19 protein-coding genes and 1 pseudogene are annotated in these 23,319 nt (G+C 42.3%); 15 read left to right on the top strand and 5 right to left on the bottom strand.

What is annotated here, in order from left to right; translation table 11 throughout:
- From ACYQ0H_RS04155 to ACYQ0H_RS04145, 3 genes and pseudogenes are all read right to left on the bottom strand, one after another.
- Positions 1 to 692 (bottom strand): annotated as a pseudogene (locus ACYQ0H_RS04155) (hypothetical protein); the annotation flags it as partial.
- 237 nt (positions 693 to 929) lie between these two features.
- A complete protein-coding gene (locus ACYQ0H_RS04150) occupies positions 930 to 1,895 on the bottom strand; it encodes an NPXTG-anchored protein (protein WP_459811579.1) in 966 nt (321 codons plus the stop codon).
- A gap of 262 nt (positions 1,896 to 2,157) precedes the next feature.
- Complete coding sequence (locus ACYQ0H_RS04145) at positions 2,158 to 4,503, bottom strand: vWA domain-containing protein (RefSeq protein ID WP_459811578.1); 2,346 nt, start codon at positions 4,501 to 4,503, stop codon at positions 2,158 to 2,160.
- Between the two features lie 381 nt (positions 4,504 to 4,884).
- Between ACYQ0H_RS04145 and ACYQ0H_RS04140 the strand changes: the two genes are divergently transcribed.
- From ACYQ0H_RS04140 to ACYQ0H_RS04105, 8 genes are all read left to right on the top strand, one after another.
- Positions 4,885 to 5,679: an amidohydrolase family protein gene (locus ACYQ0H_RS04140; protein ID WP_459811577.1), complete on the top strand. Its 795-nt coding sequence runs from the start codon at positions 4,885 to 4,887 to the stop codon at positions 5,677 to 5,679.
- 35 nt (positions 5,680 to 5,714) lie between these two features.
- Complete coding sequence (locus ACYQ0H_RS04135; RefSeq protein WP_459811576.1) at positions 5,715 to 6,383, top strand: SH3 domain-containing protein; 669 nt, start codon at positions 5,715 to 5,717, stop codon at positions 6,381 to 6,383.
- Positions 6,384 to 6,552: 169 nt separating this feature from the next.
- Positions 6,553 to 7,341, top strand: coding sequence for a YveK family protein (locus ACYQ0H_RS04130; protein ID WP_459811575.1), 789 nt, complete (start codon positions 6,553 to 6,555; stop codon positions 7,339 to 7,341).
- Positions 7,331 to 8,086 (top strand): CpsD/CapB family tyrosine-protein kinase, encoded by a 756-nt coding sequence (locus tag ACYQ0H_RS04125; RefSeq protein ID WP_459811574.1) that lies wholly within the window; start codon positions 7,331 to 7,333, stop codon positions 8,084 to 8,086. The genes ACYQ0H_RS04130 and ACYQ0H_RS04125 overlap by 11 nt, the downstream gene beginning before the upstream one ends.
- A gap of 122 nt (positions 8,087 to 8,208) precedes the next feature.
- Positions 8,209 to 9,069 carry an aldose 1-epimerase family protein gene (locus ACYQ0H_RS04120; protein ID WP_459811573.1) on the top strand — a complete coding sequence of 287 codons (861 nt, stop codon included), beginning with the start codon at positions 8,209 to 8,211 and terminating at the stop codon, positions 9,067 to 9,069.
- 19 nt (positions 9,070 to 9,088) lie between these two features.
- Positions 9,089 to 9,550, top strand: a complete 462-nt coding sequence (dtd, locus tag ACYQ0H_RS04115) for a D-aminoacyl-tRNA deacylase (protein ID WP_459811572.1) — start codon at positions 9,089 to 9,091, stop codon at positions 9,548 to 9,550.
- 66 nt (positions 9,551 to 9,616) lie between these two features.
- Positions 9,617 to 9,958 (top strand): arsenate reductase family protein, encoded by a 342-nt coding sequence (locus ACYQ0H_RS04110; RefSeq protein WP_459811571.1) that lies wholly within the window; start codon positions 9,617 to 9,619, stop codon positions 9,956 to 9,958.
- Positions 9,959 to 10,078: 120 nt separating this feature from the next.
- On the top strand, positions 10,079 to 11,401 hold the full coding sequence (locus tag ACYQ0H_RS04105; protein WP_459811570.1) for a WG repeat-containing protein: 1,323 nt from the start codon (positions 10,079 to 10,081) through the stop codon (positions 11,399 to 11,401).
- A 138-nt stretch (positions 11,402 to 11,539) separates the two neighbouring features.
- On the opposite strand, the gene ACYQ0H_RS04100 is transcribed toward ACYQ0H_RS04105, so the two are convergent.
- Both ACYQ0H_RS04100 and ACYQ0H_RS04095 read right to left on the bottom strand, forming a co-directional pair.
- Entirely contained in the window at positions 11,540 to 12,184 is a 645-nt protein-coding gene (locus tag ACYQ0H_RS04100; protein WP_459811569.1) for a potassium channel family protein, read from the bottom strand.
- Positions 12,185 to 12,222: 38 nt separating this feature from the next.
- Positions 12,223 to 13,578 (bottom strand): TrkH family potassium uptake protein, encoded by a 1,356-nt coding sequence (locus tag ACYQ0H_RS04095; RefSeq protein WP_459811568.1) that lies wholly within the window; start codon positions 13,576 to 13,578, stop codon positions 12,223 to 12,225.
- A 303-nt stretch (positions 13,579 to 13,881) separates the two neighbouring features.
- On the opposite strand from ACYQ0H_RS04095, the gene ACYQ0H_RS04090 reads away from it, so the two are divergent.
- The 7 genes from ACYQ0H_RS04090 to ACYQ0H_RS04060 all read left to right on the top strand — a co-directional run bounded on the left by ACYQ0H_RS04090 (position 13,882) and on the right by ACYQ0H_RS04060 (position 23,281).
- The gene (locus ACYQ0H_RS04090) at positions 13,882 to 15,231 is read left to right on the top strand and encodes a MurT ligase domain-containing protein (protein WP_459811567.1); all 1,350 of its coding nucleotides are present in this window, start codon (positions 13,882 to 13,884) and stop codon (positions 15,229 to 15,231) included.
- On the top strand, positions 15,224 to 15,970 hold the full coding sequence (locus ACYQ0H_RS04085) for a type 1 glutamine amidotransferase (RefSeq protein WP_459811566.1): 747 nt from the start codon (positions 15,224 to 15,226) through the stop codon (positions 15,968 to 15,970). Before ACYQ0H_RS04090 ends, ACYQ0H_RS04085 begins: the two co-directional genes overlap by 8 nt.
- Before the next feature lie 143 nt (positions 15,971 to 16,113).
- On the top strand, positions 16,114 to 16,953 hold the full coding sequence (locus tag ACYQ0H_RS04080; protein WP_459811565.1) for a glycosyltransferase: 840 nt from the start codon (positions 16,114 to 16,116) through the stop codon (positions 16,951 to 16,953).
- A gap of 3 nt (positions 16,954 to 16,956) precedes the next feature.
- A complete protein-coding gene (locus ACYQ0H_RS04075; RefSeq protein WP_459811564.1) occupies positions 16,957 to 18,069 on the top strand; it encodes a CDP-glycerol glycerophosphotransferase family protein in 1,113 nt (370 codons plus the stop codon).
- A gap of 92 nt (positions 18,070 to 18,161) precedes the next feature.
- Positions 18,162 to 18,917: an ABC transporter permease gene (locus ACYQ0H_RS04070; RefSeq protein ID WP_459811563.1), complete on the top strand. Its 756-nt coding sequence runs from the start codon at positions 18,162 to 18,164 to the stop codon at positions 18,915 to 18,917.
- A 13-nt stretch (positions 18,918 to 18,930) separates the two neighbouring features.
- On the top strand, positions 18,931 to 20,172 hold the full coding sequence (locus tag ACYQ0H_RS04065) for an ABC transporter ATP-binding protein (protein ID WP_459811562.1): 1,242 nt from the start codon (positions 18,931 to 18,933) through the stop codon (positions 20,170 to 20,172).
- A gap of 166 nt (positions 20,173 to 20,338) precedes the next feature.
- A complete protein-coding gene (locus ACYQ0H_RS04060) occupies positions 20,339 to 23,281 on the top strand; it encodes a glycoside hydrolase family 2 TIM barrel-domain containing protein (protein WP_459811561.1) in 2,943 nt (980 codons plus the stop codon).
- Positions 23,282 to 23,319 lie beyond the last annotated feature (38 nt).

The raw sequence follows: 23,319 nt of genomic DNA, 5'->3' as shown, positions 1-23,319 counted from the left end.
AGAAGCTGATTCCATGTGTTGCCTCCGTTGCCGTCAGTAGGCTGTGTACATAAAGCGCCCATGAAGTTTCCGGGAACCATTGATTCTGTACCGTCATCAGCTGTGAAAGGACCTACTGCCTTTGTTACAACATCTACTTTAATTGTAAATATCTTAGGAAGATCTTCTTCATGTCCTGCAAAAAGCTTTGACATATCAAATTTGATCTTAGGAATCTTATAGTCACCGTATTCGTCCTGATCAAGTGTCTGAACGCGGAGCATAGGAATTCCTGAAAGCTCTTCAATAGAAAGCTCAATGTGGGATTCGCCGGTATCGTCAGCATAAACGCCGCTTCCCTTGTCCTCAGCAAAAGGTCCGACAAAATCCTCAATATTCATATCAGTTGAAAATTTGAGTGATGCGTTTTCATAATTCTTCAAAGTCTCAGGCATTTCTGAAATGTCCTTAGGTGTATTCTCCTCTGCTGTGCTGTCAGTAGCCGACTCAGCTGCGGATTCTGCCGTTGACTCAGCTGCGGATTCTGCTGCAGAAGATTCTGCTGCACTGGACTCTTCAGCTGCTGAAGATGTTGAAGCAGCTGCGGATGATGAATCAGCCTTGCTGGATGATGAGTCGTCAGAATCGCCGCAGGCTGCGAGCAATGAAGCTGTCATTAAAATTGCTAAAGTTGAAGCAAGTAATTTCTTCATTTTTATTACCTCCGATTATTTGTTTCTTTTAAGCAGAAACTATACAAACTTTACTTTTAAATTATAGCATATCTCTTTTACTTAATCAATATGATATTTGCACAATAAAAGGTTGATTTATTAGTGAAAATGTATAGAAAACGTTTACGCATTAGTGGAATATATACAAAAAAAGACTGCGGAAACAAACCGCAGTCTTAAATTAAACTAATTTATATCAGTTATAACTGTATTAAATTACTTCTTCTTAGTAACAACTATTGCTGCGCCTGCAAGAGCGATACCTGCAAGAGCGATACCTGCGGCAGCGCCTGCCTGAGGATTCGTTTCATCAGATGGTTTGTTTGTAGTTGATGTTGTGCCGCCGGGAGCCTTTGAGGTTGTTGTAGAAGTGTTTGAACCCTTGGAATCAGTCTTAGAGTCGCTCTTTGAATCAGTCTTAGAGTCGGTCTTTGAGTCAGTCTTAGAGTCAGTTTTTGAATCTGTCTTAGAGTCATCTGAAGGCTTGCTTTCTGTGCTGCTAGGAATGATAGGAGCAGGATTGCCGTCCTCGCCGATCTCCATAGCAACTACGGAATCACCAGAAACAACAGAAGTCCAGGTACCCTTTGCAAAGTGACCGAACTGAATATTGAAGCCTACATTGTAAACTGTTACTGCGTTTCCGTCAGCGTCTGTTGCTTCAATAGGATCGATCTTTGCAGCATAGGTTGGATTACCGTCAGCATCTTTACCTGTCTGAACGCTGGTCTGCTCAGCGATCTTGGAGCCGGGAACTGTTACAGTATATACGCCGCCGTTATTTTCACACTGATAGCCTACAGATTCGCCGTCAACATATATAGCCTGTGTAGAAGTGTCAGTTTCACCCTCTTTATCGCCGTTGGCAACTCTGAGAACAGTATAAGAACCGCTTTCGTTTAAAGCAACGCCGTCCTCACCCTTTTCCCATTCAGCTGATGTAGTGTCAATTGTAAAAGTCAGAGTAACATCGCTGAGATCCTCTTTGGTTGAAAAGAACTGATACCATGAACCGTTCCAGAGTGTCGCGGTATCCATGTTATCAAATGCGATAACATTCTGCTGATCTTTAACCTTCCAGTCTTTGATAAAAGGCTTCTGGTCTACTGCAGAAGCAGAAATTGCCATTGAAGCAGCCATTGCCAAAGCTGACATACCTGCAAAAATTTTTGAAATTTTCATTGTAAAATCTCCTCCATATAGAAATATGTTTACGAATTGTCGTTCAATTCTGTAACTAATTATAACAGATTGTTACCGTAAAATCAAGCCTTTTTCTAAATTTTATACCTAAATAAAGTTGAAATATCTAACAATATTGATAAAGGTTTTTTGTGCAAAAAATACAGAAAACGTTTACCAATTTCCAATAAATGCAATTGATAATCAGAACAGCGGGAGTATTTTATTGCATAAATACTCCCGCTGTATATTCTATAGAAAATCAATGCGTATCGACATCTGAGAACGAAATTCCTACCAGTTTGCCTTCGTAAGTAGCCGAATATTCAAAGCTGGTTCCGCTAAGCTTTGCCTTTCCGTCGCTGATATTATATGAGCCCTTTATTGTTTTTGTAATATAAATTTCTTTGGTTTTTCCGGGATAGTTGCTGTCGTATACCTGAAGTATATACTTTCTGTGACATGACGAATCCTGAATAAGACCGATGGCGTTTACAGTGTGAGTATCGTCGATCGTAGTTACGACCGGAACTCCCTGGCTCAGAAGTTTTTTAAGCCGCTCAAAGCCTTGGTCGCCGTTTGTGAGGTTAAATTCGCTTTCAGAATCGTCCCACTGAATTGCGTTAAGTCTGTAGAGCGCAGCAAAGAATCCGGCTTCCCATTCTGAATATTTTGATTCGATTTTTGAAAGACCTCCCGCAATGTCAAGTGACATAAGCTCAACTGACGACCATTCAAGGTTTCCTCCGTTAATAGGATATTTATCTATGATCCAGCCGCAGTTCTTTGCGTCTGAAACAAATTCGTCCTTTATTTTCAGGAGGCTGCCTTTGCTTTTATAGTCCAGGTAAAGAGTGACGTCGCCATACGTTCCCAGCAGCGAACCGGGCTTTATATCGTGAAGAGGGATCCGTTCTTCATACTTATCCGCAATTTCAGTGCCGCTCATATCGTAGCCGGGCGCATCGTATTTTTGTGAGCTTTTATCTCCGGGGGAAAGTTTGTTTAAAGATAACGGAACATTTCCGAGATACCAATCTCTTGCCATTACTGCAAGACCGAAATCCAGGCTTGAAGCAGTAGAGGTTCTGAAATTTTTAAAGCAAAAGCCGTTTGTCTCAGGATCGAAACCTGTGTTGTACAGAGAATAGCCGTTTACTGTATCAGACGAGTTGGAATAGCTGACTATATCATAGTTGAGCGTTGTTACTATCTGCTTGTAAACGTCCTCTAAAGCGTTGGCGTCTGACGCAGAATAATATTTTCCTCCGGTAGCGTAGGCAAATTCCTGAAGCCAGCTTCTGTCTACCTCTCGTCCAAGTCCTACCGTTAATACAATTATATTTTTTTCTTTGGCGATCTGAGCCAGCTGTTCAATAGATTTCGGATTGTTTTCGTCCGATTCGCCGTCGGTAAGCATTACTATAATGTTTCTGTATTTTCCGTATGAATCATTGGTGAATTCGTTCATGCAGGATTCAAGAGCCGATTGGCTGTGAGTTCCGGTAAATATTTCAGTTTCATTTTTTATGCTGTCGAGTGCGTCTTTAAGCTTTTTACGGTCATCAGTAAAGCCCTGAAGCTTAGTATAGTCACCTGTAAATTTTGAGATAGAGAATTTATACTTGCCTTCTATCTTATTGATAAGACTGCTTGCAAAATCAAGTCTTTTGAAATCAATATCATTTTCAGATGACGGAGGACAAAGCTCTTTGGGGTACATAGAGCCTGAATTGTCTACAAGAAAAGCTATCCTTGTAGTAGCCTCGTCGTTGACGGTTTTTTCAACGCCTACTACATAGGTCGAAAAATGCTTCAGCTCCGCAGTAATTGTGCCGTTTTTCTTGTCGACGGACGATTCGACTTTTTTATACTGCAGGGTAGCGGGGTTGAAATTCAATACCGTCAGATCGTCATAGGAGTAGCCGAGTTTGTCTATCTTTGCTTTATCAAGCTTAAATGTTACCTTTGCCGAAGTAAAATCATAATCACAGTAAAAATCGTAGGCGCTGCTGACTATGCTTGTATTAGATAAAATACCGAAAATATCAAGCTGCTCAATAGTAGTGCTTGCGACATTTGCATTTCCTGTAACTTCAAGAGTTACCTGTCCTTTTTCGCGTTTTACGGTAAGCTCTCTCTGAGCGTCGTCGGTTTTTCCGTCGGTAGAGGACTTTCTTGGATCTGTTCCCGCAATTATTTCGTATCCGTCGAGAAGTCCGTCACCGTCAGTATCGGGATTTGTCGGGTCTGTGCCCAGTTTTAACTCGTCGCCGTCTGAAATACCGTCGCCGTCGGTATCTTCATTTTGTATATTTGTTCCTTCGCGTTCTTCCTTTGCATTAAGAACTCCGTCGTTATCCCAGTCGCCGTTGTCGTCGAACTCCGGTTCTTTATATGTAGTGCTTATATCCAACTGTGTTATAACGGATTTTGCCTTGGATATTCTGTTGCTTTCAACTATTTGATAACCGATAATTACAGCAGCGGCTATAACTATCAGAAGCAGAACGCCAAGAAAAATAAATAAGGGCGTTTTTGTTCCGAATTTTTTTCGTTTAGCGTTTTTTCTGGCAAGCGCTTCGGCTGCCGACATTTTCTCCTGCATTTATAGACCTGCTTTCTAAATTGTTTTTGTTTATGTATTGAAATATTTTAAAATATATAACGCTTTAATATAACTAATATTCTATCATAAATAATTATGTTTTGCAATATGCACAGCAGTAAAAACATAAACAAAAGTAATTTGTGTTTTTTATAACATTCTTATTATTATTGCCTAACTGTAAAAATAATTCAGATATATTGATACTATTTAAAAAGCTAAATAAAAATTAAATATATCATACATCAAAACAATTATTACTGGATTTCTGGAATTATGAAAAATTATATGAAATCTTGAAAAACGTCAGCGCTTGTGGTATAATTATATAAATCTGCGGCAGTCAGCATTCTATCGCTGCAGGAAAGGAAATGGTTTACAATGCTAATAGATTTTCATGTTCATGCCTTTAATCCGAAGATAGCAGACAGGGCAGTTCAGAAACTTCAGAATATCTGCGGTATCGTACCGTATACAAGAGGTCTGACCGAACAGACGATCAGACGCTTTGACGAATGGGGCGTTGACAGGGGAGTTCTGCTTCCGATAGCGACCAAGCCGTCGCAGCAGAGGATCATCAACGACTGGGCGTCTGAGCAGGACGGCGGCAGGTTTATCGCTTTCGGCAGCATACATCCGGACGCAGAGGATTTTGCCGAAGAGCTTGACCGCATTAAGACAATTGGGCTTCACGGTATCAAGCTTCACCCTGATTATCAGGATTTCATGGTAAATGACAGAAAGCTCGATCCGGTTTACGACGAAATAACAAGACTTGAGCTTCCTGTGACGTTTCATGCCGGATACGACTGCGTTTCTCCGGATCTTATACATTGTCCTCCTGAGCTTGCGAGGGAAGCTGCCGACCGTCATAAGGGAATGAAGATGATATTCGCTCATCTGGGCGGAAACGGAGAGTGGGACAAGGTTCTGGATAGTCTGGCCGGCTGCGGCGGAGAGGTTTATCTTGATACGAGCTTTACGCTTGATTGTGAAAACGAACTTATGGAAAAAATTATAAAAAAGCACGGAAGTGACAGGATATTGTTTGCAAGCGACTGTCCGTGGCAGAGTCCTGCACTTATAGCTCAGAAAATAGACTCCCTGAAGCTTTCAGACGGGGATAAGGAAAAGATCTATTATAAAAATGCTATGCGTCTGCTGAAACTGCAATAGCTGCTTAAAAGAATAATTGAAAGGAGTAAGCTGTAATGAAGCTGAGATATTTAAAAGTCTTGAGTGCGACAGTTTTAACGGCTGCGGTTCTCGGCGGCTGCGGTTTGGACGCAGCTTCGGAGGATCCTGCCGAGAGCGCTGCGGTGCCTGCGGCGGTTACTTCGAGGGAATATGTAAAAACTACAAAAACCGCATCACGCAGGATCGAAGCGGATAATGACGATGAGGATATTTCTGGTTATACGACGACAACCGAGATAACCGGGGCAACTCTTGAAAATTCATATTCAGTTGACGACGAACCTGATCCCGATATTCTTGCTACGCTGACGACTACTACGACCCTATATACTTTGCCTGAGGGAGCAAAGACGACAAAGACCGAAAAGTCCGCCAAGAAAACTACCTCGGCAGCAAAGACGACTACGACGGCTTTAGCTCCGGACAAGCTCTATAAGCCGCTTACTGCGGATAAGTTCAAGAAAAAGAAAAAGTATAAGGTCGTATCAGATACTACATATCTTAATCTTAGGTTCGGCCCTTCAAAAAAATACGAGGTCCAGCTCAAGATCCCTGACGGAGAATCAATTTACGGAACGGCGCAGTCATCTGCTCCGGACGATAAAGAAGAAAAGTGGGTATATGTATCCTACCGCGGAACATCAGGCTGGGTTATGCGCGGTCTGTTGGAGGAGTGCGGCTGACCTGCTTTCAGCTGTAAGCGGAAAGAGTTCGGAAGAGTTTTTAATTAATGCGTTTTATAATGCAGGTGCGTATAATTTGTTGACAAATAGCTTAAAAGGTTGTATAATAAAACAGTGCTTTGCCGTTTCTGCAAAGACATTAAAATTACAAGGGGTGTGAAATAAATTAATGGAATCACAGGAACAGGAAATAAATCTGAAGGATTTGTTTTCACTTTTGCTTAGCAAAATAAAGTTTATTATTCTGGTTACTCTTCTTGGAACTGTTTTAGCGTTTGCCTACGCTAAGATCATTCTTCCGGTTGAATATACGTCTGCAGTATCTATATATGTTAAAAATACCAGCAGCACTGTAACTGGGGAAAACCCTGCGGGTGAAGCGACTCAGACTGGTATAGCCGCGTCTAAGCTGCTTGCGGAAGCTTATATCGTTATATTAAACGACGACGTAGTTTACGATCAGGTTTCAAAGATGCTTCTTGAGGACTATGCAAGGGAGGATCTTGAAAACTTTTTCACTGTAAAGGAAAGCGACGGTAATTATTATATCCCTGCACAGCAGATCAGGGAGAAGGTCGATATTGCAACTGTCAATGAAACCGAGGTAATAAAAATTAAAACTACTACAGAGTCGGCTCAGCTGTCCGCAGACATCTGTACATATATCTCCGATATAGCTCCGGATCTTCTTACAAGAGTTACAAAGGCGGGTTCGGTCGAGACGATAGGAACGGCGAAAGTTCCTGACAGTCCGTCGTCTCCCAATGTAAAATTTATTATTATTATAGGAATGCTTGCGGGCCTTTTTATTTCGGTAGCTGCGGTAATTATTCTGAATATGCTTGACAACTGTATTTCTTCGTCAGACGACATAAAACAGCGGTTCGGAATACCTGTGCTTGCTGAAATACCTGATATAGAAGCCGAAAAAAAGGAGGGCGCAAAGTATGAGTATTAGAAAAGCCAATGTGCGCTCAAAAAGGTTTACACTGATCGACGGCAATGTTCCGTTTCAGGTATCAGAGTCGTTTAAAACTCTCAGGGCAAATCTGATCTTTGCGCTTTCGACACAGAAAAGCAAGATCATTGCCGTTTCCAGCGCACTTCCGTCAGAGGGCAAGTCTACAGTTGCGGCTAACCTTGCGCTGACGCTTACACAGACTGACGCTAAGGTTTTGTTTATAGATACCGATCTGAGAAAACCGGTGCAGCATAAGGTCTTTAAATTGAAGAATAAGCTTGGACTTTCCACTTTACTGGGCGGACTTCACTCGTTCAAGGAAGTTCTGAACAGTCAGGTAGTTCCGGGGCTTGATATTGTGACCAGCGGGCCTATTCCGCCGAATCCTTCGGAAATGCTGGCAAGCGAGAATATGAAGGTTCTGCTGGAGGAGCTTTCTAAATTCTACGATTATATTATATTGGATACAGCTCCTGTAACCGTTGTATCAGATACGCTCAGTATGGTAAACTATATTGCAGGAGTAGTTTTGGTCGCCTTGCAGGGCGGAACTCCCAGAGAGGCTTACGAAAAGGCAATAAGCTCAATAGAATTTGCGGACGGTCACGTTCTCGGCGCTGTAATAAATAATGTAGCGTCAAGTGAAAAGAAATACCGTTATAAAAGCTATAAGCGGGGGTATGGGTACGGTTCACACGGCTACGGAGAAACTCCGCAGTTTTCCAAGACAGCTGCAAAATAGAATTTAATAAAAAACTGCTGCATATAATTCAGTGCGTCGAAGCCGTTCGGATAAAGAACGGCTTCGTCTGCTGGTTTCTGCGGCGTTTTTGTTTTATAAATCATCATAGGGAGGAAAATATTATGCTTGTTACATTACAAAGCGGAAAGCTTCAAATATCCGCTGACAGCTTCGGAGCAGAGCTTCATTCGGTAAAGTATGACGGCTGCGAATATCTTTGGCAGTGCAAAAGCGCATGGAAAAGATACGCTCCCGTGCTTTTCCCGTTTATCTGTTCGCCTGCAAATAAAAAATATATCGCCGGGGGAAAAGAGTTTACAATGCCGTCAAACCATGGCTTTGCCCGTGACAGCCGATTCACGCTTCTCAATGCGGACGAATACTCGGTAAGTTTTGCGCTTGAATCCTCGGAGGAAACCAAAAAGGTATATCCTTATGATTTTAAGTTTATTGTAACGTATAAAGTGTCGGACGGCAGGATAGAAGCGGAATATAAAACCGTAAATACGGGAATAAGCAATATGTATTTCTATACCGGCGCTCACCCCGCCTTTAACTGTCCGGTTGAAGAGGGTCTTGAATTCGGCGATCATTATTTGGAATTCAACAAGCCGGAGAATATCGTACAGAAGATACCCGGGGGAACGAAAACTGTACTTAAAGACGGAAGGAGAATAGCTCTGTCAAGAGAGCTTTTTGACAACGATGTTTTTATGAAAGAAGCTCCCGAATCGGGGTCGGTTATTTTAAGATCCGATAAGTCCCAAAGGTATATAGGAGTTGAATATCAAAGCGGCAGCGGCTGTATTGCAGTTTGGTCGCCGACGGGTAATAACAGCGCCGGATTCGTATGCCTTGAACCGTGGTCATCAGTTCCCGTCTATGAGGACGACGAATATCCTGAGCTTGAGAAAAAGCCTCATGCAATAATGCTGAAGCCGGGAGAAGAGCATTCGTTCAGATATAATATTATATTAGGATAACTAAAAAGAGGAGCAGTATATGAAAGCGGTAATTCAGCGTGTAAAGAATGCATCTGTAAAAGTCGGCGGAGAAACTGCAGGAGAGATCGGAAACGGTCTTTTGGTTTTTCTAGGCGTTTCGGACGAGGACGGAGAAAGGGAATGCGAGAAACTTGCCGATAAAATATCCGGGCTTCGTATATTTTCAGATGAAAATGATAAGATCAATCTTTCAGTCGACAATATCGGAGGTGATATTCTTGTAGTATCTCAGTTCACCTTGTACGCCGACTGCCGTAAGGGAAATCGCCCGAGCTTTGTAATGGCAGGCAGACCCGATCATGCAGAGAAGCTGTACAGGTATTTTTCCGAAGCGCTGAGAAGCAGGATAAAGGGAAAGGTCGAAAACGGCGTATTCGGGGCGGATATGAAGGTCAGCTTGCTGAATGACGGCCCGTTTACCGTTGTTCTTGAATGTGTAAACGGAGAAATATTGCTCTGAGCATATAACGGAGGGAGGTATCTGCGGGAAGCGGCGGTCTTTTACAGTTTTCCGCAATTCGGATATATGAATATACAGATTTTTGGAAGAAAAAAGTGCTTTGATACTAAAAAGGCAGAAAGATATTTTAAGGAAAGAGGAATAAAATTTCAGTCGGTTGACATAAACTCTAAAGGGCTGAGCAGGGGAGAGCTTGACAGCGTACTTGCTGCTGTAGGATCGCTTGACAGTCTTATTGATGAAAAGAATACAAGTCAGGACGCGCTTCTGTTTAAATATCTTTCCTCAGATGAAGCGAAAAAGGAAAAGCTGCTGGAAAACCCGTTGCTTTTTAAAACTCCGGTAGTAAGAAACGGAAAGCAGGCGACAGTCGGTTATTATCCCGAGGTATGGGATAAATGGATCTGAATCGTGCGGTATTTTAAATTTAATGTTTAATTATATTGACTTCCATTGATTTCTGAAGTATAATAACTATATGTGTAGAAATAAAAAGAATCGGAAAACTAAATTTTCAGGAGGCGCTTTATGAGAAAAAACTTAGGTATCGTACTGTCCTGTGCAGCAGCCTGCGCTTTATTTGCCGGCTGCAGTATTCCGGGTATGTCGAGCCGGGCGGATGACGATAATTTTGATCCCGACGGTTCCTATTACAGCAGCGAAAGCTCGGAAGGGGATAAAACGGTAAATTACAGCTGGGTTCTTGAGCCTTCGGTTCAGGCAGATAATATCATAGTTTTTGATTCCAGTCAGATAGACCCTGACAATGAAAGCAATACAGCGTATATAAATGCGTCTGTTATTTACCGCAACGGTATGTACGGATTTATTGATTATGCAGGGAACATAATAGTTAATCCCGCATACAGCAATTTTTATACAAGCGCCGGCGGTGAAATGGTACTGTATAATGTGACAAATGAAGAAACAGGGGAGCGTGAATACTGTACGCTCGACAGTCAGGGACAGGTTCTGAACTACGTTAAGGACTATGAGGACTATTCTCCCGATTATTACTGGAACAGCGATGAAAAGGCTGTTTATGTAAAGGACAAAAACGAGGATCGCGCAACAAGATATACCGGCAAGAAAACGGTAGTTGTGTCAAAGGCTGAGATCTCAGATGCCGGAAACGGCTGGTTCGAGGTAAAGAATATCGACGAATCGGCGTTCGCTCTTGCCAAAGAGGACGAGCTGATACTTGATTTTGAATATACTGATTATTACGCTCCTGCATTCAAGGGTTCAGGGCTTACGGCGATCGCTCTTGAAAAGAACGGAAAATGGGGATATGTGTCCTCGTCGGGAAAAGAGATTATTCCGTTTAAATGCGACGGGATCTTAAGCTCCTACAGCGGCAGTCTTATTGACGACGCTGAAAGCATACATCCCTATCTTTTTACCGAGGAGTTTGTTCCGGTAAGCATAGGCTCTACCTACGGATATTATAATATAGACGGTGAATGTGTCGTTTCTCCCGGGGAATTTGAACAGGCGCGTCCTGTTCATAACGGAAGAGCATGGGTAAGAAAGAACGGAATGTGGGGAATTATCCAGCTCGGCGAAATAATTGAAGAGGAAGAAAGCAGCGATAATGATTCAAAGGTAACGACTACGGTAACTTCATTTACATGGTCAAGCTCGACTACAACGACCACAACGACTACGTCTGTAACTTCGTCTGCGGTAACCTCTGAGGAAACAACAACTACGAAAAAGACATCTGTATCTTCTGTAACGCAAACAGAAACCTCCGCCTCCCAGGTAACCGAACCCACAGTAACTGAATCTGTTACTGAGACCGAGTCGGCAGTTCCTCCTGCCGACAGCGAAGAAGAAACACCTCAATAAAATATTTAAAGCTTCCGGAGCTTAATCTTCGGAAGCTTTTTTATTTTAAATATTATTAACTGAATAACTGCATAGATAAAGGAGCATAATCAAAATGATCATGCTCCTGTTTTTATATAGCCGGTAACATATGAGCCGTTATCTTTTTATTGCTTTCAGGCTTTCCTTAGTACCCAGTACGAGGATCGTTTCTCCGTCAACAAATTTGTGATCCGGCCCCGGAAGTGTATCAAATACCTCTCCGCTTTTTATTGCAAGAACATTCAGACCGTACTTCTGGCGTACGTTCTTTTCAAGCAGCGTTTTTCCGACCCAGCTTTCAGGAACGGAAATTTCATAGATAGCATATTCATCATTCAGCTTGAAGTAATCAAATATCCCCTCTGAGCTGAATTTTACCGCAAAGCGTTCTGCGGTTTCCCTTTCGGCGTATACTACCTCGTCAGCGCCGTTTCTGAGAAGAAACTTTTTGTGAATATCTCGGTTTGCTCTTGCGAAAACGTATTTTGCACCCATTTCCTTAAGCAAAGCAGTAGTTTCAAGTGAGCTTTGAAAATTATCTCCTATTGCTACAACACAGATGTCGAAGTTTCTAACTCCCAGCTCCTCCATAAATCTTGGGTCGGTAGCGTCGCCTATCTGAGCGTTGGTAACGTATTTAAGGGCGGCGTCAACTCTGTCCTCGTTGATATCTACTGCGAGGACCTCGTTTTTCTGGCTGGTAAGAGTTTTAGCCATATGCTTTCCAAAACGGCCTAGACCTATAATCAAAAAAGACCTCATAATAATCCCCATTCCTCCGCATAAGCGGAAAATATTAATCAGCCGACAGTGATCTTTTCAGTCGGGAGCTGTGATTTTGAACTTTGAGCAGAGCTGCTGAACGCCATAAGTACCGTCAGACCTCCGGTTCTTCCAACAAACATCAGCAGTGCGAGCAGGATATGAGAAACCGAACTAAGATGAGGCGTAACCCCCAGGGAAAGTCCTACAGTACCTATTGCCGACGTCGATTCAAAGACTGCGTCAAGCATAGGTATATTTTCAAATGCACAGATAAATATTGAAACCGCAGCTGTAAGTATAATATACATCATAAAAACGCATACCGCATTATGAACTATATCGTCAACGATACGCCTCTTAAAACATTCAAGCGATTTCTTTTTCTTGAAAACGCAGATAATACTAAGTGCAAGTACAGCAAAGGTAGTTGTTTTTATACCTCCCGCAGTAGATCCGGGAGAACCTCCGATAAGCATCAGTATACACATTACCGTAAGTCCCGCTTCGCTGAAACCGTTCAGATCGACGGTATTGAAGCCGGCAGTTCTGGTAGTTACAGACTGAAAAACTGAGGAAAACATTTTTTCCCCGAAATTCATGCCTTCATATGAAGCCGAATTATATTCAAGGAGCATGATAAGAGCCGCTCCTCCGAATATAAGAATAAAGGAAGTAGATAGAACTATTTTAGTCTGAAGTCTATAAGAGCGGAATGAAAATTTATGCTCTTTAAGATCGTCCCAGACGAAGAAGCCCAGTCCGCCTATAATTATCAGAAGCATTACGGTAATGTTGAACATTATATCAAGGTCTACAGTCGTTAGCGATGAGAATTTCTCGAAATTGCCCATCAGGTCTATTCCTGCGTTGCAGAAAGCCGAAACTGAATGGAAAATCGCAAAGTAAATTCCCTTTGCCGCACCAAGCTTCGGTATAAATCTGAATGATAAAAGCACGGCTCCGGCAGTTTCAAAAAAAATGGCTCCAAACAGAATGAAGCGGGTCATTTTTACTATTCCGCCCAGATGCGGAGCGTTGACCGATTCAAGCATTGTAAAACGCTGTTTTAAACCGATCTTCTGCTTAGTAAGCGTAAGAGCAAATATAGCTACCGACATAAATCCTACTCCGCCTATTTGGATAAGAAAAAGAATTACCAGCTGACCAAAAAGCGACCAGTAGGTATAAGTGTCGTGAATAACCAGCCCCGTAACGCAGGTCGCGCTGGTAGCAGTAAACAGGGAATCTTCTATGGGGGTGAAAATACGGTCGCGCGTACTTATAGGAAGCGACAGTAAAAACGTTCCCGTCAGAATTATTATTCCGTACCCGAGAAGAAGAAATTTAGTCAGCGGAACGTTTTGAAAGAAATTTTTTATTTTTTCAAACATAATTTCATCCTTTAATCGGAAAAATATTTCAATCCAATCTATATCATAGTATTATAGCACCATTAAACATAAAAGTCAATTGTCCATTTATATCAAAAAGCACAGTTTTTTATTGGTGAAAACAGTGGATTTTTTATATATGACGTAAACTTATGCTTGTTTTATTGTTCTATATGCAAAAATTTCACCTCAGATTTTAAAAATCGTTGACATTGTGATAATTATGTAATATTATAGTATATACAGAAGTTTTTAAAGTAAATTTAAGTTAGATGTATAACAAAAGGAAGAGATCAAAAGAAAATGTTTATTATCAATTTTTTTACCGTTCTTTTCGGTAAGCTGATGGTAGGAGTTCTGCATCTTCTGGGAAAGAATGCGGGAAACCTTCCGGGACTTGTGCTGTGGACTGTAAATAAAAAGTGCCTTAAAGCCTTTAAGCCGGATTGTCCTATTATTGCTGTAACTGGTACAAACGGCAAAACCTCGGTGACGAATTTTCTCAGCCATATGTTTGAGAAGAGCGGAAACGGAGAGCTGAAGATCATAACAAATCATGAGGGCAATAATCTTGATACGGGGATATGCTCGCTGCTTCTGAGTCACTGTACGATGACAGGCAGGATACACGCCGATTATCTTGTGCTTGAAATAGACGAGTCGCACGTTCCTGTGGTTTTTTCACAGCTGAAGCTTGAAACCCTTGTGGTTCTTAATTTTTTCAGAGATCAGCTTGACAGGAACGGAGAGGTTGAAACTCTTATTCTCAAGGTAAAGAAGTTCTGCGAAACCTTTGAAGGCAATCTGATTTTAAACGGAGACGACCCCAATACAGCTCGGCTTGGTCTTGCAAACCCTGATAACAGAAACGTGAAATATTTCAGCGTTGACAGGTATAGATATGCCACCGATTCGCTTCATGAGGCAGGGGAGGGCAGATTCTGTCCTGTGTGCGGTCATGCGCTGAAATATGAATACTATCAGTATTCTCATATAGGAAAGTTCCGCTGTCCTGAATGCGGATACGGGAATAATCCTATATATACAAGGTTTACTGACATTGATCTGGACAAGCCTTCGTTTACAGCCGACGGAACGGAATACAGGACGGCCGGGAACAGTATATACTATATGTATAATCTTTGCGCCGTATACTCCGTTGCTAAACTCTATGGGATAGATGAGAGAATAATACGTGAAACCTTTGAGGGATTTCAGGTCAATAACGGAAGAATGGAGCGATTCAGGTATAAAAACAGCGAGCTTATGCTTAATCTCGCTAAAAATCCCGTCGGTGCGAATATGACTGTAAGGATATTGAACGAATGTGAAGGCGAAAAGGAGCTTATGTTCGTGCTGAACGACAATATTGCTGACGGACTTGACGTTTCGTGGATATGGGATATAAATTTCAGCGTATTTAAAAACGTTACACGGGTCATAACAAGCGGAACAAGAGCCTATGATATTGCGGTCAGAATAAAATGCTCAGGATACGACGCTTCAAAAATTAAGGTATGTCCCGAGCTTGACGAAGCAGTAAAAGAGCTGTTTTCAACAGACGGCAGGAAATTCGCCGTTGCAAATTATACTGCTGTTCAGCCGGTAAGGTCAGCGCTCGGCAGGTTCATAGGAGGCGGCAGCAATGATTAATAAGCTGAAGATACTTCATATGTATCCCGATATGCTGGATCTGTACGGCGACAGCGGTAATATGGAAATAATCAGATACAGATGCTCTAAAAGGAATATAGAATGTGAAACCGATATTCATACGATCGGCAGTAAGACTGATTTTTCAGAATACGATCTGATATATCTTGGCGGAGGAGCAGATCTTGAGCAGCAGCTTTTGGCGGACGATTTAATGAGCAATGCGGCAGAGATACGTTGTGCATATGAAAACGGAGCATTCTTTCTTATGATATGCGGCGGTTATCAGCTGATGGGTCGGTACTACAAGGATTCCAACGGTATGAAGATCCCCGGCCTTGGACTTTTTGATTATTATACCGAGGCGTCTAGGAATAAATCGGAAAGATGCATAGGCAATATAGTTATAGAGGCAGACTTCAACGGTAATAAAACAAAGGTTATCGGCTTTGAAAATCACGGCGGCAATACCTTCGGCTCAAAAACCCCTTTCGGCACGGTGCTGTTCGGAAACGGAAATTCCTTCGGTGACAGCTTTGAAGGGTATACTGAGAAGAACGTAATCGCAACATATCTTCACGGGCCTCTGCTTTCAAAGAATCCTGCGGTTGCTGATTATATTATCGAATACTGCGTAAATAGAGAATACGGCGGCGGTATAAAGCTTGCTCCTCTTGATGATACGCTCGAGAATAAGTGCAGAGAGGTGCTGTTGAAAAGATTTCTTGAGAAAGAATAGTTTTTTGTAACAGCAGCTTAAAATTGACAAAATTATTATAAGGTGATATAATTAAAAGGTTAAATATTAATTTATCTCATAAAAGCTGATACAGGATATTTATATCTCAGCGCAGATAAACATCCGAAAAGGTAGGATAGCTAATGGAGCCTAAACATTTGCCGGATATGCCGGCTTACAGTGTGCTTATGTCGGTTTATGCAGGTGAAAAGCCGGAATATCTGAGGGAAAGCCTTGAAAGTATGTATTCACAGACCTATCCTGCGGCTGATTTTGTTCTGGTCTGCGACGGAAAGCTTACTGAAAAGCTTGACGAAACAGTAAAAGAGTACGAAAATAAATATCCCGATACCTTTCACACCGTTAGGCTGGAGAAAAAGCGGGGAGTAGGCGAATGTGCCAATATAGGCATAGACGCCTGCAAGAGCGAGTATATAGTGAAAATGGATTCGGACGATATAGCTTTGCCGCAGAGGTGCGACAAACAGCTTTCTCTAATGAGAGATAAACCTCAGCTTGATATGTGCGGCGCTTATATAGAAGAGTTCGATACTGATACAGGCGAAGAAATAGCGGTAAAGAAAACCCCGGTTGAAAATGAGCAAATACACAGGTACGCAAGGCGGCGAAATCCTTTTAATAACCAGACCCTTGTTTTCAAGAAGTCCTTTGCATTGAAAATAGGCGGCTATGATACGGTAAAGCGCTGCGAGGATTATGATTTTGTAGTAAGGATGCTGCAAAACGGAGCAGTCGGTGAGAATATACCCGAGGTTCTTGTCAGATACAGAGTTTCAAAGCATAATTATGAGCGCAGGCGCAACTGGGCTAATACCAGATCGTTTATCAGCGTAAGGTGGAGAATTTTCAGGTCGGGATATTCAAATTTTGCGGATTTTATTATTCCCTGTGCAATGCAGCTTGGAATATTTATTCTCCCTAAAAGTCTGACCGGGAAAATATACAAAAAATTTCTGAGGTAGTCTATGGAAAGCATAAAACAGATTCTCAGGCAGTATATAAAGACCGTTCTTCAGAAGACCCTCCTTCCGATTTGTTATCTATGGGGTAAAAGAAAGCCTGTTGACAGTTCTCTGGTTTTGTTTGCCGACTGTAATTCTTATGAAATGCCTGAAAGCATGGTTCTGATCAAAAAGGAGATCGGAAGACGAGGCTACAAGACGGAAGAGCATTTCTGCGACTTTTCATCGGCAGGAGCGACGGCGTCCCTTAAATATATGATGAAGTTTATGGTTAGGTATGCTCAGGCGGGGGCGGTCTTTGTGTGCAATTATTTCGTACCATGTACTGCCTGTCGGAAACGCCCTGAAACAAAGGTAATTCAGCTCTGGCATTCCTGCGGAGCGCTTAAAAAGTTCGGATATGATACTCCTGAGGATATTTCTCCTCACTTTAAGGGAAGCGTAACAAGAAATTTTGATTATTATACCGTAAGCAGCCGATTTTGCGTAAAGGTATTTGAGTCGGCATTCAGGCTGGAGGAAGGCAAAGCGCTTGCTATCGGTGTTAGCCGTACGGACGAGCTTTTGAGCGATGATTTTGCAGCGGTCTGCAAAGCTGAATTTTATCAGAAATATCCTCAGTATAAGGGGAAAAAGCTTTTGCTTTATGCTCCAACCTTCAGAGGAAACGCAGGGAACGCTGTCAGCGCCGGAGAGGACGCAGTTAAGCGGCTTGAACAGAAGCTTGGCAGAGAATGGGCAGTGCTTATTAAAATGCACCCAAGGTTAAACAGTCCTCTTACAAACTGCGATATTCCGGTAAACAGGCTTTTTCCGGTAATAGATATACTTATAAGCGATTATTCTTCACTTATATTTGAATATTCGCTGTTCAGGAAGCCTATGGTCTTATGGACTCCTGACCTTGACGAATATATTTCTGTACGCGATTTTTATATTGACTTTAAAACAGAGATACCCTGTCCGAAGGTTACGGAGGAAAGCAGGCTTTACGATACCGTATTAAGCGAATACTGCGGTTTTGATCTCGGCAGATATGATGAGTTTATAAATAAATATATGTCCGCCTGCGACGGAAGTTCGACCCGGCGTATAGCGGATCTGTTAAAAACATAAAGGAGCTGAGTAAAATTAGTAAGGAAAAATTTGATTTTTTCGGACTTAAAACTATACTTAACGAGCATAAGGGGCAGCGTAAGCAAATAATCATGCTTTCGGTAAACGAGCTGAAAAAGAAATACAAGGGAGCGGTACTGGGACCGCTTTGGGCGCTTATAAAGCCGACCTTTACGCTGTTTATACTTTGGTTTGCGTTTGCTGTAGGACTCAGGGGTTCGGGTCATGTAAACGGTTATCCCAGGTTTATTTTTATGCTTACCGGCTATGTACCCTGGTTTTTTATAAGCGAAAATATAATCGGAGGCTCTCGGTCGATAAGGCAGAACAAGCAGTTTGTAACAAAGCTGTCGTTTCCGGTATCAAACATAATGACGTTTACTTCGCTTTCGACCCTCTACATTCATTTTCTGCTGTGCATAATAATGTACATTACCCTGCTGTGCTTCGGATACGGTCCGTCGGTGTATAATCTTCAGTATTTTTACTATATGCCGCTTATGTTTGTGTTTTTTCTTGTGCTGTCTTGGGCAACAGCTCCGCTCAGCGCCTTCAGCAAGGATTTTGAAAATCTTATCAATTCGGTAATTACAGGACTCTTCTGGTTATCCGGAGTATTCTGGAATACCTACGATATGGATAAGCCTTGGCTCAGGACGCTTATGTACTTCAACCCTATAAACTATTTTGTAAACGGCTACAGGAAGTGCTTTTTGTACGATCAGTTCATATTCGACAGCAACTATACTACTGAAACGGTTGTGTTTTATGCAGAGCTTATAGGTATAATCTTTATCGGCTCGCACTATTATAAAAAACTCAGAAAAATTCTGCCGGATATTTTGTAAAAGGGAGAGCTAAATGGAACAGCCAATAATAGAATTTAAGGACGTATATAAGGAATATCTGCTATTCAAAAATGAAAAGGCAAGATTCAAAGCTATTTTTACCAACAATAAGGGCGTAAGGCGTCATAAGGCTTTAAACGGCGTAAGCTTCAGGGTATATCCGGGCGAGGCAGTAGGTATTATAGGAAAAAACGGCGCTGGAAAATCGACGATACTTAAGATGATCACCGGAGTAAGCTTTCCCAGCAAGGGAGAAGTGACCGTTCACGGAAAGGTAGCGGCTCTGCTTGAGCTTACCGCAGGCTTTTCGCTGGATATGACGGGTATGGAGAATATATACCTGAAAGGGTATCTTCTCGGACTGAGCGACAGTGAGATCTCACAGATCGAAAGTGAAATAGTTGAATTTGCAGATCTTGGAGAGTATATAGATCAGCCTGTCAGGACTTATTCAAGCGGAATGAAAATGCGTCTTGGCTTCGCTATCAATATAAACATAAAGCCGGATATTCTTGTAATAGACGAAGCTCTAAGCGTAGGCGACGCAGATTTTAAGAAGAAGTGCAAGAATAAGGTAAAGGATCTCATAAAGTCTGGAGTCACGGTGCTTTTCGTATCTCATTCAATGGATATGATCAGGGATACCTGCAGCCGTGCTGTTTATCTTAAAGACGGACTTGTACAGTTTGACGGGGCGGTAGACGATGCATTTGAGGTTTACAGTGCAGGAACGGGAGAAATAGTTACTATGAATCCTAAGAAGCCTGTTGCCTTTAAGGTAAAGCAGAAGTCGGAAAACAGCATTACTCTTTCATGGAATGAAGTAAGCGGAGCGGATTTTTACCGTATTTACAAATACAGCAACCAAAGCGGTGAATATGAACCGATAACCGAGGTATCTGACTGCGATGAATGCTGTATTAAGGAGCTTCCGGAGGGTGCAAGATACCGTTTTAAGATATGCTCGGTAAGAGCGGTAGAGGACAGGGAATACCTTTCGCCCTGTACCGCAAATATTTCGGTGGCTACCTTGGGAACCGAATATTACGACAGCTGCGATTACAGCGGGAGATCGCTTGACGAGGCGCTGAGATCAATAAATGTAGATCCGGACGAGGAGCTTATTGCAAGGATAGCTGAAGTCAATGCGATCGGAAATTATACAGGCAGCGATGTTCAGAAGCTTAAAATGCTGGAGCTTCTGAAATCGGGCAAGCTTATGGTGCCTCATGATTCGCTTCAAAAGGATATGTAGGGTAAATGCCGGTCAGTTTTATGATCGGCATATTCATTTTCTGATATAATTATAAAATATTTATATTTACAAAAGCCTGTATACGGTGTATACTCTAGCTAAGGTTATGGGCTGTAACAGAATTCAGTCCGGATCAAACTGTGCAGATATTGAAAGGAATTTTACTATGAACAGCAGGGAGTATTTTATTTATCACGAGGATCCTCAGCAGCTTCACATAGGAACGCTTCCTCCTCACGCTTATTTTATTCCGTTCAGAAAAGGACAGGATCCATCTGAGCCGAGGGAAAAGTCGGAGCTTTTTGAGCTGCTAAACGGGGAATGGAGCTTTGATTTTTATCCGAGTATATTTGATATGCCGGATAACTTTCTTGAAACAACGCCTGAGTCTGTTATCAAGGTCCCGGCTAACTGGGAGCTTTGCGGTTTCGGAAAACCACAGTATACGAATGTTCGCTATCCTATACCTTATGATCCTCCTTATGTTCCGGACGATAATCCTGTTGGCGTGTACAGAAGAAAGTATTTCTGCAAGGGCGGAGATATGAGAAAAATACTGGTATTCGAGGGCGTTGATTCGTGTATTTATCTCTTTGTAAACGGCGTTTTCTGCGGTTACAGTCAGGTATCTCACTGTACGTCCGAATTTGATATAACTGAGCTTGTTCATGACGGCGAAAATGAAATTGCGGCGGCAGTTCTTAAATATTGTGACGGAACATATCTGGAGGATCAGGATAAATGGAGAATGTCTGGTATTTTCAGGGACGTTTATATGCTTTCAAGAGAAAGCGGAGGAATTGAGGATCTTACCGTAAGAACCTTATTGAACGAAGACTTTTCTGAAGCGGAGATTTCAGTAGGGATAAAGGCGGAAAAAGACTGCCTTGTTTCTTTGTATTCGCCGGATAATGTAAAGCTCGGAGAGCAGCGGGGAAGACAGCTAAGCTTTAATTTAGAAAACCCCGTCCTGTGGAATGCGGAAAAGCCTAAGCTGTACAGGCTTGAGATCATATGCGGTAACGAAGCGGTAACAGAGTTTGCGGGAATAAGAAAAATATCTTCGGAAAACGGAATATTAAAGATAAACGGAACAGCAGTCAAATTTCGGGGAGTAAACAGGCACGACTTTTATCCTGATACCGGCTATTATGCTTCCGAACAGCAGCTGAAAAGGGATATTGACCTTATGAAGTCTCTTAATGTCAACGCGGTAAGAACCTCACATTACCCTAATTCTCCGCTGTTTTATCAGCTTTGCGACAGGCTGGGCTTATATGTTATCGACGAAGCAGACCTGGAAGCTCACGGAGCGGTTGAGGCTTATAATACCTACGGCTGGACAAATGGATATAACGGCATAGCCTATACCGTAAGCCGAAGTGAGTTTTTCAAGGCGGTTTCCGACAGGCATGAGCGGCTGATAAAACGTGATATAAATCGACCATGTGTTGTAATGTGGTCGCTGGGCAACGAAAGCGGTTACAGCGACGCTTTCAGAGAATCGGCGAAACGGATAAAAGAGCTTGATAATTCAAGGCTGATACACTACGAAAGCTCCAGACATACTCTTGACGGAAAGGGAGAAAATGAGCTTGATGTCGTTTCGGTAATGTATCCGCAGATAGATTATGTAAAAAAATACCCGTCAAGCGAAGAAACAGCAAATGGACGGCCGCTTGTTTTATGTGAATACTGTCATGCAATGGGAAACGGACCGGGGGATATTGCTGATTACTGGCAGGAGATATACAGAAACGAACTGGTATGCGGAGCGTTTGTGTGGGAATGGTGCGATCACGGTATCGCCGCAGGAAAAACCTCTGACGGTCGGGTTAAGTATTATTACGGCGGAGATTTCGGCGAGGACGTTAATGACGGTAACTTTTGTATTGACGGCCTTGTATATCCTGACCGAAGGCTTCACACCGGCGCTTTAGAAATGAAAAATGTATACCGCCCTGTATATGTCAGCGCAGAAAATGCAGCAGAGGGACACTTTATATTTGAAAACAAGCTTGATTTTACCGCAGTTTCAGAAGATTGGCGCTGTGAATATAAAATCTGCGATAAAGGAAAAATGCTGTACAGCGGTGAACTTAAGCTTGATATTCCTCCGCATGAAAGCCGAAGGGTATATATATCCGAAGCGGCGGGGCTGACGGGAGAGCATATTACTATTGATTTTGATTTTTATTACGGCAGAGAAAGCAGGGGGATTGAGCAGATCACGCTTTTGCGTTCCTGCCGCAGCTTTGAATTTAAACAGGATAATGCATGGAAGCTTACTGACAACGGGAAGGTCATAGCAGCGGAGTGCAGAGGAAAACGGATAGAAATTTCAAAGCACACTGCTCAGATCTGTTCGCTGAGTTCAGACGGAATTGAGCTGCTGTATGAGCCGTGCGGCATAAACCTGTTCAGAGCGCCCATGGATAATGATATATCTGTCAAAGGTGAATGGTATAAAATTTTTCTGGATAAGCTTAAGCCTAAGGTATACAGAATAACTGCGGAGAATAACAGGGTTTATGCCGAGCTGTCAATGGGGTATGCGGTTCATGAGTCTGCGGCGCGTTTCAAACTAGAATACAGCTTCGGTGATTGCGGAATAAGAATTTCTCTAAAAGCCGAGGTACATGAGAAAATAAATTATCTTCCGCGTCTGGGAATGAGATTTTTATTTGATAAAAGCATTGAAAGGGCGGAATATCTTGGATATGGGCCATATGAAAGCTACGTTGACAAACGCCGCGCTTCCGTATACGGATCATATTCATGCAAAGCTGCGGAACAGCATGAGGACTATATACGTCCTCAGGAAAACGGATCTCACTATGGCTGTGAAAGCGTTTCATTGTTCAGGAATAATGCAAAGGCTGTAGAATTTATTTCCGATTCGGATTTTTCTTTCAGCTTTCTTCCGTTTACTCAGGAGGAGCTTGCGTCGAAAACTCACAATTATATGCTTGAGGAATATAACGGAAACGTATTCTGTATTGATTACAAAATGTCCGGAGCGGGTTCTTCCTCCTGCGGTCCGGAGCTTTTGGAAAAGTACAGGCTCAATGATAAAAAGCTAGATTTTATTTTCTATCTTTTATTTTAATTGCATATCTGACGGGCGGTAATGTTTTACCGCTCTTT

Source organism: Hominimerdicola intestinalis, assembly GCF_054655215.1.
Note: the sequence above shows the minus strand (reverse complement) of the source record. Positions and strands in the feature narration are given on the sequence as shown.